The sequence below is a fragment of the Streptomyces sp. NPDC057253 genome (assembly GCF_042669125.1).
Taxonomy (GTDB): Bacteria; Actinomycetota; Actinomycetes; order Streptomycetales; family Streptomycetaceae; genus Streptomyces.
Map to the genome: position 1 here is coordinate 15,197 of NZ_JBHUXV010000115.1, position 13,446 is coordinate 28,642.

General features: G+C 72.4%; 14 protein-coding genes. 12 read left to right on the plus strand and 2 right to left on the minus strand.

The genetic code is table 11. The features are described from left to right. Window positions 1–25: 25 nt before the first annotated feature. The 12 genes from ACFULQ_RS39265 (at window position 26) to ACFULQ_RS39320 (ending at window position 12,260) form a co-directional block, all read left to right on the plus strand. Complete coding sequence (locus ACFULQ_RS39265; RefSeq protein ID WP_059194130.1) at window positions 26–439, plus strand: DUF3151 domain-containing protein; 414 nt, start codon at window positions 26–28, stop codon at window positions 437–439. Window positions 440–588: 149 nt separating this feature from the next. Then, complete coding sequence (locus ACFULQ_RS39270) at window positions 589–1,431, plus strand: tryptophan 2,3-dioxygenase family protein (protein WP_383553748.1); 843 nt, start codon at window positions 589–591, stop codon at window positions 1,429–1,431. After that, window positions 1,424–2,620 (plus strand): kynureninase, encoded by a 1,197-nt coding sequence (gene kynU, locus ACFULQ_RS39275; protein ID WP_383553751.1) that lies wholly within the window; start codon window positions 1,424–1,426, stop codon window positions 2,618–2,620. Before ACFULQ_RS39270 ends, kynU begins: the two co-directional genes overlap by 8 nt. A 131-nt stretch (window positions 2,621–2,751) precedes the next feature. Continuing rightward, entirely contained in the window at window positions 2,752–3,666 is a 915-nt protein-coding gene (locus ACFULQ_RS39280; protein ID WP_383553754.1) for an alpha/beta hydrolase, read from the plus strand. 135 nt (window positions 3,667–3,801) lie between these two features. Continuing rightward, window positions 3,802–4,866 carry an alpha/beta hydrolase gene (locus ACFULQ_RS39285; RefSeq protein WP_383553755.1) on the plus strand — a complete coding sequence of 355 codons (1,065 nt, stop codon included), beginning with the start codon at window positions 3,802–3,804 and terminating at the stop codon, window positions 4,864–4,866. Beyond that, entirely contained in the window at window positions 4,859–6,082 is a 1,224-nt protein-coding gene (locus tag ACFULQ_RS39290; RefSeq protein ID WP_383553757.1) for an acyltransferase, read from the plus strand. The genes ACFULQ_RS39285 and ACFULQ_RS39290 overlap by 8 nt, the downstream gene beginning before the upstream one ends. Further along, a complete protein-coding gene (locus tag ACFULQ_RS39295) occupies window positions 6,075–7,490 on the plus strand; it encodes a sensor histidine kinase (RefSeq protein ID WP_383553760.1) in 1,416 nt (471 codons plus the stop codon). Before ACFULQ_RS39290 ends, ACFULQ_RS39295 begins: the two co-directional genes overlap by 8 nt. Continuing rightward, the gene (locus ACFULQ_RS39300) at window positions 7,487–8,188 is read left to right on the plus strand and encodes a response regulator (protein ID WP_383553762.1); all 702 of its coding nucleotides are present in this window, start codon (window positions 7,487–7,489) and stop codon (window positions 8,186–8,188) included. The genes ACFULQ_RS39295 and ACFULQ_RS39300 overlap by 4 nt, the downstream gene beginning before the upstream one ends. A 98-nt stretch (window positions 8,189–8,286) precedes the next feature. After that, window positions 8,287–9,663 (plus strand): histidine kinase, encoded by a 1,377-nt coding sequence (locus tag ACFULQ_RS39305; RefSeq protein WP_383553764.1) that lies wholly within the window; start codon window positions 8,287–8,289, stop codon window positions 9,661–9,663. Then, entirely contained in the window at window positions 9,660–10,325 is a 666-nt protein-coding gene (locus ACFULQ_RS39310) for a response regulator (RefSeq protein WP_383553767.1), read from the plus strand. The genes ACFULQ_RS39305 and ACFULQ_RS39310 overlap by 4 nt, the downstream gene beginning before the upstream one ends. Window positions 10,326–10,407: 82 nt before the next feature. Next, window positions 10,408–11,613 (plus strand): cytochrome P450, encoded by a 1,206-nt coding sequence (locus ACFULQ_RS39315; RefSeq protein WP_383553769.1) that lies wholly within the window; start codon window positions 10,408–10,410, stop codon window positions 11,611–11,613. A 44-nt stretch (window positions 11,614–11,657) separates the two neighbouring features. Then, on the plus strand, window positions 11,658–12,260 hold the full coding sequence (locus ACFULQ_RS39320; RefSeq protein ID WP_383553772.1) for a Uma2 family endonuclease: 603 nt from the start codon (window positions 11,658–11,660) through the stop codon (window positions 12,258–12,260). Here ACFULQ_RS39320 and ACFULQ_RS39325 read toward each other — a convergent pair. Both ACFULQ_RS39325 and ACFULQ_RS39330 read right to left on the minus strand, forming a co-directional pair. Further along, window positions 12,257–12,496 (minus strand): hypothetical protein, encoded by a 240-nt coding sequence (locus ACFULQ_RS39325; RefSeq protein WP_383553775.1) that lies wholly within the window; start codon window positions 12,494–12,496, stop codon window positions 12,257–12,259. The genes ACFULQ_RS39320 and ACFULQ_RS39325 overlap by 4 nt on opposite strands. 33 nt (window positions 12,497–12,529) lie before the next feature. Further along, on the minus strand, window positions 12,530–13,446 hold a 917-nt coding region (locus tag ACFULQ_RS39330; protein ID WP_383553778.1), incomplete at its 5' end, for an ABC transporter permease.

The following is a 13,446-nucleotide window of genomic DNA, read 5'->3' on the forward strand; positions in this document are numbered from 1 at the left end:
GCTCGGCGCGAGGGAAACTGGACCCATGTCGATTCACGAGAACCTCCTCGGGGGCCCGCCCCCGACCCACCTCCCCGACGACCCGGAGCCCCGAGAGCTCCTGGCGAACGGCACCGCGCCGGCGGATGTCGCCGCGAAGTACCCCACCTCCTCCCTCGCCTGGGCCCAGCTCGCCGACGAGGCGTTCGAGCGGGGCAGCGTCGTGGAGTCGTACGCCTATGCCCGTACGGGCTACCACCGCGGCCTGGACGCACTGCGCCGCAACGGCTGGAAGGGCCACGGGCCCGTCCCGTGGGAGCACGAGCCGAACCGCGGTTTCCTGCGCGCCCTGCACGCCCTGGCCCGCGCCGCGGGATCCATCGGCGAGCAGGAGGAGTACGAGCGCTGCTCCCAGTTCCTCAAGGACTCCTCGCCGACGGCGGCCCAGACGCTGGGCTGATCCCCCGTACGTTCTCCGGGCCCGCCTGTGTGATCAGGCGGGCCTTGCCTTTTGCGCGGACGATGGAAGAGGATGCCCGGCGGGGACCGGGGCCCCGTGTCGGTAACGGCAGGGCGGACCGCTACCCGGAGTAATAACAGGAGACAGCGATGTCGTCCCATGAGGCTCAGGAATCGCAGGAGCCCGAGACCCCGCATCTCGACTTCCAAGGCACGACGCCGTACGAGGACTACGTCAAGGCGGACGTGCTCACCCACCTCCAGCACACCCTCTCCGACGATCCCGGAGAGATGGTGTTCCTGGTCACGACCCAGGTCATGGAGCTGTGGTTCACCGTCATCGTGCACGAGTGGGAGACCGCGGCCGGTGCGCTGCGCTCCGACGACGTGCCCACCGCCGTCGCCGCGCTGAAGCGGTCCGTCCGTGAGCTGGAGGCGCTGACCGCCTCCTGGAAGCCGCTCGGCCAGCTGACCCCCGCGCAGTTCAACTCCTACCGCTCGGCCCTCGGCGAGGGCTCCGGCTTCCAGTCGGCGATGTACCGGCGCATGGAGTTCCTGCTCGGCGACAAGTCCGCCTCCATGCTGGTGCCGCACCGGGGCGCGCCCCGCGTCCACGCGGAGCTGGAGAAGGCCTTGCACGAGCCGAGCCTGTACGACGAGGTGCTGCGGCTGCTCGCGCGGCGCGGGCACGCGATCCCGGAGGCGGTGCTCGACCGGGACGTCTCGCTCCGCTACGAGCCGTCGGAGGAGGTCGAGGCCGTCTGGACGGCCCTCTACTCCGGCCCCGAGAACGACGAACTGGCCCGCCTCGGCGAGGCGTTGACCGATGTCGCCGAACTGGTGTGGCGCTGGCGCAACGACCATCTCGTCGCCACCCGCCGCGCGATGGGCTCCAAGGCCGGCACCGGCGGCTCCGCCGGGGTGGCCTGGCTGGAGAAGCGCGCCCGGAAGAACGTCTTCCCCGAGCTGTGGACGGCGCGGTCCCATGTCTGAACTGGCCCTGCGGGCGGAGAAGTTGGACGCCGCCGACGAACTCGCCCACGTCCGCTCCCGGTTCGTGCTCGACGACGCGGTGTACCTGGACGGCAACTCGCTGGGCGCGCTCCCGGCCGCCGTCCCGGGGCGCGTCGAGGATGTCGTACGACGTCAGTGGGGGTCCTTGCGGATCCGGTCCTGGGACGAGAGCGGCTGGTGGACCGCGCCCGAGCGGATCGGTGACCGCGTCGCTCCGCTGGTGGGGGCGGCGGCCGGGCAGATCGTGGTCGGCGACTCGACAAGTGTCAACGTGTTCAAGGCACTTGTCGGTGCCGTGCGGCTCGCGGGCGGGCCGGCCGCCGGTCGTGACGAGGTGGTCGTGGACGCGACCACCTTCCCCACGGACGGGTACATCGCCGAGTCCGCGGCCCGGATGACCGGCTGCACGCTGCGTGCGGTGACCCCGGCGGAGGTGCCGGGCGTGCTGAGCGGCCGTACGGCCGCCGTCCTGCTCAACCACGTCGACTACCGCAGCGGGCGCCTGCACGACCTGCCGGGGCTGACCGCCGCCGTGCACGAGGTGGGCGCGATCTCCGTCTGGGACCTGTGCCACAGCGCGGGCGCCCTGCCGGTCGGGCTCGACGCGCACGGGGTCGACCTCGCGGTCGGCTGCACCTACAAGTACCTGAACGGCGGCCCGGGTTCACCGGCGTACCTCTATGTGCGGCGCGAGCACCAGGACCGCTTCGACTCCCCGCTGCCCGGGTGGAACTCCCATGTGGAGCCCTTCGGGATGCGGCCGTCCTACGAACCGGCGCCGGGCGCGCTGCGCGGCCGCGTCGGCACACCCGACATCCTCTCCATGCTCGCCCTGGAGGCGGCCCTGGAGGTCTGGGACGGGGTGTCGGTCGAGGCGGTGCGCGCCAAGTCCCTCGCCCTGACGGACTTCTTCCTGGAGTGCGTCTCGTCCTACGTCGACGAGGGGCGCGTCGAGTGCGTGACCCCCGTGGCCCACGCGGAGCGCGGCAGCCAGGTCGCGTTGCGCTGCGACGACGCCGGCGAGGTGATGAAGCGGCTCGTCGAGCAGGGTGTGGTGGGCGACTTCCGCCACCCTGACGTGCTGCGGTTCGGTTTCACGCCGTTGTACGTCGGGTTCGCGGACGTGGAGCGGGCGGCGGGGGTGCTGGCGGGGGTGCTGAACCGTTAAATCCTCACCCAGCGTGACATCCCCATGTCCGCGCACGTCATCGGCCTGATACCGTCCCGGCCAACGGCCGAATTTCCTTCCGGGATGCTTCACGGTCCGTCAGAACCGTTTCGTCGCTGAGAGGTTGGAGCATGCCGGACGACGCCGCAGGCCGTGCCGCCGCGGAAGCCCGTGCCGCGGCCGAGGAGGAGTCGGCCTTCTCGCACCCGGCGGTCGACCCCGACGTCACCCTGGCGTACGGGGACGACCCCGACCAGGTGATCGACTTCTACGCCCCGCGCGAGGCCGTGGCGCCGGGGGGCGGACTGGTGCCCCTGGTCGTCGTCCTGCACGGCGGGGCGTGGCGGGCACCGTACGACCGGCGGCATGTGACGCCGTTCGCGGACTTCCTGGCCCGGCGGGGGTTCGCGGTGGCCAATGTGGAGTACCGGCGGGGTGGGGCTGCCCTGCCGGCACAGCGCGGAGCGGGGCAGTCCGGTCCTGTCGCCGGGCGGTGGCCCGAGACCTTCGACGACGTGGCCGCCGCGCTGGACGCGCTTCCGGCGCTCGTACGGGAAGCGCTCCCGCAGGCCGACCCGCGCCGCATGGTGGTCACCGGGCACTCCGCGGGCGGCCACCTCGCGCTGTGGGCCGCGGCGCGACACGTCCTGCCGGCCGACGCCGCTTGGCGCACCGACCGCCCGGCCCCGCTGCGCGGGGTCGTCGCCCTGGCCCCGATCGCCGACTTCACGGTCGCCGACAAGCTGGACGTGTGCGGCGGGGCGTGCCGTCAACTCCTGGGCGGGGAGGAGGGGTTCACCGAGCGGGTGCCGTACGCCGACCCCGCGCTCCTGCTGCCGACCGGTATCGCGACGACCCTGGTCCAGGGGCGGGCCGACACGGTCGTACCGCAGGCGGTCGCCGAGGCGTACGCGGACGCGGCGGCCAAGGCGGGCGAGGTGGTGGGCCTGACGCTCCTGGAGGAGGTCGGCCACTTCCCCTTGATCGACCCGGCGGCGGACGCGTGCGCGGTGGTGGCGGAGGAGATCGCGCAGCTGGCTTGGTGACGTCCTCCCGGTGATACCCGTAATACCTGAGAGCTACGGCGCGGAAGAGCTCCCTGGCGGGACGCGGACCACGCCTCGCGCTCCGTAACTTCCCCTCCAGACAAGCCCGATGGCCGGGCGGAGGGGAAGACGACCATGGGGTGGATCCTGCGCGGTGTGCGCAGCGGGTACGGCTGTTCGCGTCGCGTGACCGGCGTTCACGGAGCCGACGACCACAACCGCGACGGCACCGCCCCGACCCGCCGCACCCACAGATCGCGGCGGGCCCTCCTCGCGACCCTCGTCGTCACCGCCGTGGTCGCCCCGCTCTCCGCCGCCGCCCGCCCGGAGATCCCCGCCCCACCCCCGGCCACGCTCCCGAAGCTCACCGCAGCCACCCTCGGCACCGCCTACGCGGCCAACCGCGCCAACGCCGAGGCGGCCGCCCACATGGCCGCGGCCCACGGCGACACCCACCGCGCCGAGGCGGACCGGAAGTTGGCCGACCCCACCCGTCACCTCCTCGCCTTCGACGGCCGGGGCACCGGAAAGGCGACGGAAGTCCTCGGCGACCTCGCCCACGCCGACCATGTGGCGGTCCTGGTCCCCGGCTCCGACACCTCCCTGGACACCTACCCCCGCTTCCGGGCCACCGCAGAAGCCCTCCAGAGGCAACTGAACAGGACCGCTCCCCACCGCACCCGCACCGCCGTGGTCGCCTGGCTCGGCTACCGCACCCCGGACACACTCAGCACCACGGTCCTGACCACGGGCCGGGCGGACGAGGCGGCCCCCGGGCTGAGCGAGTTCGTACGCCGACTCCACCGCATCGCCGGCCCCAGCGCCACCGTCTCCCTCGTCTGCCATTCCTACGGCTCCGTCGTCTGCGCCAGAGCCGCCGCCCACCTGGACATCGACGACCTGGCCCTCATCGGCAGCCCCGGCACCGGCGCGGACACCGTCGCCGCCCTGCACACCCCCGCACGGGTCTGGGCGGCCCGAGGCAAGGACGACTGGGTCGGCGAGGTCCCCCACGTGAGGAGCGACCTCCTCGGCGTCACCGTCGGCTTCGGCACCGACCCGGTCTCCCCGGCCTTCGGCGCCCGTGTCTTCGCCGCGGGCGAGGGCGGTCACAGCGACTACTTCACCCCGGGTTCGGTCTCCCTGACCAACCTCGCCCGGATCGTCCTCCAGGACACCCCGGAGGTGACCCGTGGCTGAGCACCGCACCCACCGACCCCGGGGCGTACGGGACGGCATACGCCAGGCCGCCGAGCGGATCGACGCGGTGACACCTCCCGAGCGGGACCGCGCCGTGGACGCCCTGCGCGCCTTCGCGATCCTCGGGGTGGTCCTCGGCCACTGGCTGGTGACGGCCCTGGTCGCGGACGGCGGCACCCTGCACACCGCGAGCCCGTTGCAGCGCATGCCCTGGCTGGTCCCGATCTCCTGGGTCTTCCAGACGCTGGCCGTGTTCTTCCTGGTCGGCGGCCATGTGGCGACACGCGGCTACACCTCGGCCCGCGCCCGCGGGACGACGTACCCCCACTGGCTGAAGAGCCGCCTGGCCCGGCTGTTCAAGCCGGTCGCCGCCGTCCTCGCGCTGTGGACGGTCGCGGCGGCGGCCCTGCTGCTGACGGGCGCCCCGTTCGAGACGGTCCGCACGCTGGTCAAGCTCGCCCTGTCCCCGCTGTGGTTCCTCCTGGTCTTCGGTGTTCTCACGGCGGCGACCCCGCTGCTGCTGCGGCTCCATCCGCTGTGGCCGCTGGCCGTCGTCCTCCATGTGGACCTGGTGCGCTTCGGGCTCGGCGGCCCGGACCGGCTCGGCTGGGTCGACCTGGCGGCCGGCTGGCTCGTGCCGTACTCCCTGGGCGCGGCCTGGACGCGGGGCGAGCTGGAGGGGCGGCGCGCGGGGTGGCTCCTGCTCGGCGGGGGTGCCGTGGCGACCGCGGTGCTGGTCGGGTGGGCGGGATATCCGGCGTCGATGGTCGGCGTGCCGGGGGCCCACGTGTCCAACCTGAACCCGCCGACGCTCGCCGCCGTCACCTTCGGCCTGGCCCAGTGCGGTGGCGCCCTGCTGCTGCGCGACCGACTGCGCCGCGGCATGCGGCGCCCGGCGGCCTGGGCGGCGGTGGCGCTGGTCAACCTCTCCGCGATGACGATCTTCCTCTGGCACCAGACCGCGCTGATGGCCACCACGGCCACCGGCCTCGCCGCGGGCCGGCTCCCCGGTCTGCACACCGTGCCCGACGGCCTGGGGTGGGTGGCGGCCCGGACGGCCTGGCTGCCGGTGTTCGCCCTGGCGCTGGCGGTGTGCTGGGCGGCCTTCCGGTCGCTGGAGCAGGGGCCGCGCAGGTCCGGGGGCCGGCCGTCACGGGTGGTCCAGGTCCACCGCCGTACCGAACCGGCGTCCGCGAAGGAGGTGCGTCGTGCCTAGGGTGGTCGGCGTGACGGAAACGGGGATCCGGCGGGTGGTCGTGGGCCCACTGCTGCGCCGGCTGCGGGTGCTCCGCGACGACCTGTGCACGATGCGGCCCGATCCGCTGCCCCCGTCCGTCTGGCTGCGCTGGCTGCCGCACGGCGTGATGTGGGTGGTGGCCTTCGGGGTGACGATCGGCGTCGTGGCGCCGCTGATGGACGGCGGCGGGGTGAGCGGCAGCCTCGCCTTCGCGATCGGTCTCGCGGAGGGCGCGGCCGTCGTGTTCGCGCTGTGGCGGCCCGTCCCGGCGTGGTGGCTCTCGACCGCGGCCATGCTGGTCGGCGCTCTCGAAGTGCGCCGACAGCTGCTGGCCGGTGGCTCGCACGGCTTCACCTGGCCCTGGACCGCCGGCGGACTCATCGGACACCTGGCCGTCCTGCTGCTGCTCGCCCTGCGGGTGCCCACCCGGGTGGCCGTCGAGGCGCTGGCGGTGACACTGCTGCTCACGTACCTGGTCGAGGGTGTGCTGGGCGCGGCCGACTTCCAGCCCACCGGGGTGCTCGCGGCGATCCTGTTCACCGTCGTGGTGGTGCTCGGCGCAGCCCTGCGGGGGCGTCGTGAGGCCAGCAGGGCACTGGTCGAGCAGACCACGCTCACCGCGGAGGAGCGGGCCCGCCGCACCCTTCTCGAGGAGCGCAGCCGTATCGCCCGCGAACTGCACGACGTGGTCGCCCACCACATGTCCGTCATCTCGATCCAGGCGCAGGTCGCCCCGCACCTCGTCGAGAACCCGTCCGAGGAGCTCCGCGACAATCTTGCCGGCATCCGGCAGAACGCGCTGGAGGCGCTGACCGAGCTCCGCCGGGTCCTCGGCGTGCTGCGGGCCGAGCACCCCGGACCGCCGGGGCAGTCCGCCGACCCCGACACCGGCACCGCGCCGCACGCCCCGCAGCCCACCCTGGACCGGATCGAGGCGCTCGTGGAGAACACCCGGGCGGCGGGCCTCACGGTGGGGCTCCGGTTCAGTGGCGAGCGGTGGTCGTTGCCGTCGGGCGTGGAGCTGTCGGCGTACCGGATAGTGCAGGAGGCGCTCAGCAACGTCCTGCGGCACGCGCCGGGCGCGCGGGCCCACGTCCACATCGAGTACGTGCCGATCGGCGTGGTCGTGGAGGTCGCCAACACCCGTCCGACGAGACCGGGACCCCCCTCCGAGGGCGCCGGGCACGGACTGCTCGGCATGCGGGAGCGGGCGGCGATGCTCAACGGCGTCCTGCTGGCGGGTCCTCAGCAGGAGGGCGGCTACAAGGTGTACGCCTACCTCCCGGCGTCCCCGACCGACGAGGACGCGCTCCCCGAGCCCTCGACCACCACCGGCAGACCCCCCATCCCCAGTCCGGCCGACGACCCGAAGGACGACACCGCATGACGAGCGGCACGAGCGGCATGAACGGCGCGAGCGGCAGCATCCGCGTACTGATCGCCGACGACCAGCAGATGGTCCGGCAGGGCTTCAGCGTGCTGCTGGGAGCCCAGCCCGGCATCGAGGTCGTCGGGCAGGCCGTCGACGGCCTGGACGCCGTCGCCCAGGTCGCCGAACTCGTCCCGGACGTGGTCCTGATGGACATCCGCATGCCCGAGCTGGGCGGTATCGAGGCCACCCGCCGCATCACCGGCGAGCGCCCGGAGATCAGGGTCCTGGTGCTGACCACCTTCGACCTCGACGAGTACGTCTACGAGGCGCTGCGGGCCGGCGCCTCCGGGTTCCTGCTGAAGGACGCCTCCGCGGAGCAGCTCGCCGAGGCCGTGCGGGTGGTGGCGGCCGGCGACGCGCTCCTCGCGCCCGGTATCACCCGGCGCCTGATCGCCGAGTTCTCCCGTCTCGACGACCGGCCCCGCGCCCCGCTCAAGAGGCGGATCGGCGAGCTGACCGAGCGGGAGACGGAGGTCCTCGCCCTGATCGCGCAGGGGCTGTCGAACGCCGAGATCGCCGAGCGGCTCGTGGTGGCCGAGCAGACCGTGAAGACCCACGTGGGCCGCATCCTGGTGAAGCTGGGCCTCAGGGACCGCACCCAGGCGGCGGTGTTCGCGTACGAGTCGGGGCTGGTGCGGCCGACGGGCTACTGACGTCGTCCCGGCCGGACCCGTAGTACCTGAGAGGGATGCCCCAGGACCCCTCTCACTGGTGACGACGGCGACCCCCGGCCCCACCTACCGTTTCGACCGTGACCCATACGACCGAGACGCACATGACACCTCCGCAGCGGGGCAGCGGCGGGTACGACGCGTACAAGCCCCGCAGCCCGGAGTTCAGAGCCGCCGTGGACGCCCTGCGCGGCCTGCGGCACGACCTGATCAGTGACGCCCTCGCCTACCGGCCGCTGCCTCCCCTGCGCGTCGACAAGGGGCCCTTCCGCCTGCTGTCCGGCCGGCCGCGGGAGTACGCGATCTGGACGCCCCACGCGCTGATCACCGCGGCCGGCCTGCTCGCCATGCTCATCGCCTCTGACAACAGCGGCCGCGGCGCGACCGCCAACCTCTTCGTCGGGCTGTGCGCCCTCGTCCCGATCCTGCTGACCATGGTCAGGCCGATCATGGCCTTCTGGCTGTCGTTGGCCGCGACCGTGATCACCTATCCGATCACCTTCGTCAACTCCTGGGAACAGGACTGGCCCTGGCTGCCGGGCAGCTTCGCCTGCCACCTCGTCGTGCTCACCGTGGTGGCGATGCGCACCAGGCCGCGTACGGCGGCCTGGATGTGGCTGCTGACCGGGGTCTACGGTCTGGTATGGCAGGGCGCCCTCGGCGGCAGCCACTACTACCGCTCCAACACCGTCGAGATGCTGTTCGTCTCCGCCCTGGTCCTGCTCGTCGTGAGCGTCTGGCACATACGCAAGGACGCCCGGCAGACGGTGACCGCCCAGCAGACGGTGACCGCGCACGAGCGCTCCCGCCGCACCCTCCTGGAGGAGCGCACGACCATCGCCCGCGAGCTCCACGACGTGGTCGCCCACCACATGTCGGTCGTCGCCATCCAGGCGGAGGCGGCCCCCTACCGGGTGGAGAACCCGCCGCCCGAGCTGGAGAAGGCCTTCGCGACCATCCGGGAGAACGCGGTGGCGGCCCTCACCGAGCTGCGCCGGGTCCTCGGAGTGGTCCGCGCCGAGGACTACGAGGCTCCGGACGCCCCGCAGCCCACCCTCGCCGACCTCGACGCCCTGCTCGACAACGTGCGGGAGGCGGGGCTGAGCGTCGAGAAGACGGTCACCGGCGCGGTGCGCGAGCTCCCGCAGGGCGTCGAGCTGTCGGCGTACCGGATCGTCCAGGAGGCCCTGAGCAACACCCTGCGGCACGCCCCCGGGGCGGGCGCGCGGGTCGAGATCGGGTATGTGCTGGGCGGCCTGGGCCTGCGGGTGGTCAACGGCCCGCTGCCCCACCCGGCGCTGGTGAAGCCCTCCCCGGGGGCGGGTCACGGCATCACGGGCATGCGGGAGCGGGTCTCCATGCTGAACGGCGAGATGACGGCGGAGGCCACGGCCGAGGGAGGCTACGAGGTGACGGTGTTCCTGCCGGTGCCGCTCGGGGGCGAGGGAGCGGCATGACGATCCGGGTCCTGGTCGCGGACGACCAGATGATGGTCCGCGAGGGCTTCTCGGTGCTGCTGAACGCGATGCCGGACATCGAGGTCGTCGGCGAGGCGGTCAACGGCCGGGAAGCGGTGGAGCGGGTCCGGGAGCTCGCCCCCGACGTGGTCCTGATGGACATACGGATGCCGGAGCTGAACGGCATCGAAGCGACCCGGGAGATCGTCGCGGCGAACGGCACGTCGAAGGTGCTGGTCCTGACGACCTTCGACCTCGACGAGTACGTCTACCAGGCGCTGCGCGCGGGCGCCTCGGGCTTCCTCCTCAAGGACGCCTCGGCCCGCCAACTCGCGGACGGGGTGCGGGTGGTGGCCTCCGGCGAGGCCCTGCTGGCGCCCTCGGTCACCAGGCGTCTGATCACGGAGTTCTCCAAGCTGTCCGAGGCGCCGCGGGTCCTGGCGTCGGCTCGGACGGCCTACGGCGACCTGACCGACCGTGAGACGGAGGTGCTGGTCCTCATCGCGCAGGGTCTGTCGAATCTGGAGATCGCCGGGCGCCTGGTGGTGGCCGAGTCGACGATCAAGACCCATGTGAGCCGGATCCTGGTGAAGCTGGGGCTGAGGGACCGTACGCAGGCGGCGGTGTTCGCGTACGAGGCGCGGCTGGTGACACCGGGGTAGGGGGAGGGGCAGGCCGGCCCTCGGTGAGGCGCGAGACCGTCACCCCTGGTCAGAGGTGGGGTTTCCGGGCTAGCGTCCCGGCATGGCAGCCTTCGATCCCTGGGACCCGGCGTTTCTCGCCGACCCCTACCCCGCCTACGCCGAACTGCGTGCCAAGGGCCGTGTGCAGTACTTCGAGCCGACGAACCAGTGGCTCGTCCCGCACCACGCGGACGTCTCCGCACTGCTGAGGGACCGCAGGCTCGGGCGGACCTACCAGCACCGGTTCACGCACGAGGAGTTCGGGCGTACGGCACCGCCGGCGGAGCACGAGCCGTTCCACACCCTCAACGACCACGGGATGCTCGATCTGGAGCCGCCGGACCACACCCGGATCCGGCGCCTGGTGTCGAAGGCGTTCACCCCGCGTACGGTCGAGCGGCTGAAGCCGTATGTGACCAAGCTGGCCGGGGAGCTGGTGGACCGGCTGGTCGAGGCGGGGGGCGGGGATCTGCTCGCGGATGTCGCCGAGCCGCTGCCGGTCGCCGTGATCGCGGAGATGCTGGGGATCCCGGAGTCGGACCGGGCGCCGCTGCGGCCCTGGTCGGCGGACATCTGCGGGATGTACGAGCTCAACCCGTCCGAGGACACCGCGGCGCGTGCGGTGCGGGCCTCCGTCGAGTTCTCCGAGTATCTGCTGGAGCTGATCGCCGAGCGGCGGGGCGATCCCGGGGACGATCTGATCTCGGGGCTGATCGCCGCGTACGACGAGGGGGACCGGCTCACCGAGCAGGAGATGATCTCCACCTGTGTCCTGCTGCTCAACGCGGGCCACGAGGCCACCGTGAATGCCACGGTCAACGGCTGGGCGGCGCTGTTCCGCAACCCCGAGCAGCTCGCGGCCCTGCGCGCGGACCACTCCCTGGTGCCCCGGGCCGTCGAGGAGCTGATGCGCTACGACACCCCGCTCCAGCTCTTCGAGCGCTGGGTCCTGGACGAGATCGAGATCGACGGCACGACCGTCCCGAGGGGCGCCGAGATCGCCATGCTCTTCGGCTCCGCCAACCACGACCCCGAGGTCTTCGAGAACCCCGAACGCCTGGACCTCACCCGCGCCGACAACCCCCATATCTCCTTCAGCGCCGGCATCCACTACTGCATCGGCGCCCCCCTGGCCCGCATCGAACTGACCGCCTCCATGACAGCCCTCCTCGAGAAAGCCCCGACCCTGACCCTGTCGACAGAGCCGACCCGCAAACCGAACTTCGTGATCCGCGGGCTGGAGGGACTGGCCGTCGAGGTGAGGTGATCACCCGTTCGGCTGATCACCGGGTGGCTGAGAGGGGGTGCACCATGACCGTCATGGCAGAGCGCGCAGTGCAGTCGTCCCAGATGTCCGTGGAGGAGTTCGAGAAGATCGCCGCCTTCGCGGCCAAGGAGACCGAGGACGCCGTCAGGTTCGAGTTCCTCAACGGACGGATCGGGGTCAAGAAGGTGGCCGACGGGGACCACGACACGATTGTCGTGTGGCTGAGCAAGCGCTGTATGCAGGTCCGACCCGATCTCGACCTCTATCAGGGGCGAGGGCTGCGAGTGGAGAAGTACCGGGATGGCAGAGCACGGCCCGACGCCGTCCTGGTGCCCGAGGAACACTTCGCGGGGCATGGTGAGTGGGCCGATCCGAGTGGTGTGCTCATGGTCGTCGAGGTCACCTCGTACGACTCCGACACCGACCAGCGCAACAGGCGAGAGAAACCGGTCGCGTACGGCGCCGCAGGCATCCCGCTGTACCTGTTGATCGACCGCGATGCCTGCACGGTAAAGCTGTACAGCGACCCGGATCCCGGTGTCGGATACCGCGACAGCCGCACTGTGCCTTTCGGTGTGCAGCTCCTGCTCCCCGACCCCCTCGGCATCGAACTCGACACCGAGAAGCTCAAGCAGTACGTCGACTAGCTCCGGAAGACCCGGACGATCAGGGTGAGGATCAGGACCGGCAGGAAGGCCCCCGCCAGGATCACCAGGGGCAGCTCCGTCAGCAGGACCGTGAGGTTCATGCCCTCGTTCTCGAAGGCGGCGCCCAGGTGGCGTTCCGTGCGGGGCAGGGACAGCCACAGCAGGGGGGCCGCTGTCGCCCCCGTCGCCGACAGCGCACAGCCGCCGCAGGTCACTCGGTCGATACGCCGTTTCATGAGGGGAGGGACGTGCGTTTCGTGGCCCGTGGTTCAGGTCGTCAGGTCCCGGTGGCGCAGGCCCGCGAGGCCGGCCGCCACCAGCGCCGCCGCCAGCGCGAGCAGTACCAGCACCGGACCCCACTCCATCGCCCCGCCCGGCAGCTTCGGCAGATGTCCGAAGGGGGAGAGGTCGAGCACCGCGCGCGGGGCGTCCAGCGCCGGGCCGACCCAGCCGATCAGCAGGACCGCCCCGGCGACTCCCCAGGCCAGGGGAGCGACCCGGGGGGCCACGCCGTACAGCAGGACCGTCAGTCCGCCGATCACCCACACGCCCGCCACCTGCACCAGGCACGCCCCCAGGATCGGGCCCGCCTCCTTGCCGTAGCCGACCGCGAAGCCCAGGCCCGCGAGCAGCATGATCAGTGCCGAACCGCCGAAGGCCACCGCCAGATGGCCGCCGGCCCAGCGCAGCCGGCCCACCGCGTTCGCCAGCACCGGTTCCGCCCGCCCGGAGGTCTCCTCGCCGTGCAGCCGTAGGACCGAGGCGACGATGTAGAGCGCGGCGACCAGCCCCAGCATCCCGGTCATCGAGGCGAGGAACGCGTCCGTGATCCCGGACTGTCCGCCCATCCGCTCGAAGATCTCACGGGCCTGCTCGTTGTCACCGACCAGGTCGGCCACGCCGTCCGTCAGACCGCCGTAGACCACCCCGGCGAGGAAGAAGCCGGTCGACCAGCCGAGCACACCGCCCCGCTGGAGCCGCCAGGCGAGCGCGGCCGCCGTGCCCAGGCGGCCGGAGGCGGGCCCCGGGCGGGTCGGCACGAAGCTCATGCCGACGTCCCTGCGGCCCGCCAGGACGTAGGCCAGCGCGCCCTGGCCCGCCACCGCGGCCACGAACAGGGCCAGGACCCACCAGCGTTCGCCCGCGAAGGGGCGCACCTGCGACAGCCAGCCGAGCGGGGACAGCC

Bases quoted from the DNA above. Each gene is read 5' to 3' on its own strand.
- ACFULQ_RS39265 (WP_059194130.1), top strand. From the start codon at position 26: ATGTCGATTCACGAGAACCTCCTCGGGGGCCCGCCCCCGACCCACCTC.
- ACFULQ_RS39270 (WP_383553748.1), top strand. From the start codon at position 589: ATGTCGTCCCATGAGGCTCAGGAATCGCAGGAGCCCGAGACCCCGCAT.
- kynU (WP_383553751.1), top strand. From the start codon at position 1,424: ATGTCTGAACTGGCCCTGCGGGCGGAGAAGTTGGACGCCGCCGACGAA.
- ACFULQ_RS39280 (WP_383553754.1), top strand. From the start codon at position 2,752: ATGCCGGACGACGCCGCAGGCCGTGCCGCCGCGGAAGCCCGTGCCGCG.
- ACFULQ_RS39285 (WP_383553755.1), top strand. From the start codon at position 3,802: ATGGGGTGGATCCTGCGCGGTGTGCGCAGCGGGTACGGCTGTTCGCGT.
- ACFULQ_RS39300 (WP_383553762.1), top strand. From the start codon at position 7,487: ATGACGAGCGGCACGAGCGGCATGAACGGCGCGAGCGGCAGCATCCGC.
- ACFULQ_RS39310 (WP_383553767.1), top strand. From the start codon at position 9,660: ATGACGATCCGGGTCCTGGTCGCGGACGACCAGATGATGGTCCGCGAG.
- ACFULQ_RS39315 (WP_383553769.1), top strand. From the start codon at position 10,408: ATGGCAGCCTTCGATCCCTGGGACCCGGCGTTTCTCGCCGACCCCTAC.
- ACFULQ_RS39320 (WP_383553772.1), top strand. From the start codon at position 11,658: ATGACCGTCATGGCAGAGCGCGCAGTGCAGTCGTCCCAGATGTCCGTG.
- ACFULQ_RS39325 (WP_383553775.1), bottom strand. From the start codon at position 12,496: ATGAAACGGCGTATCGACCGAGTGACCTGCGGCGGCTGTGCGCTGTCG.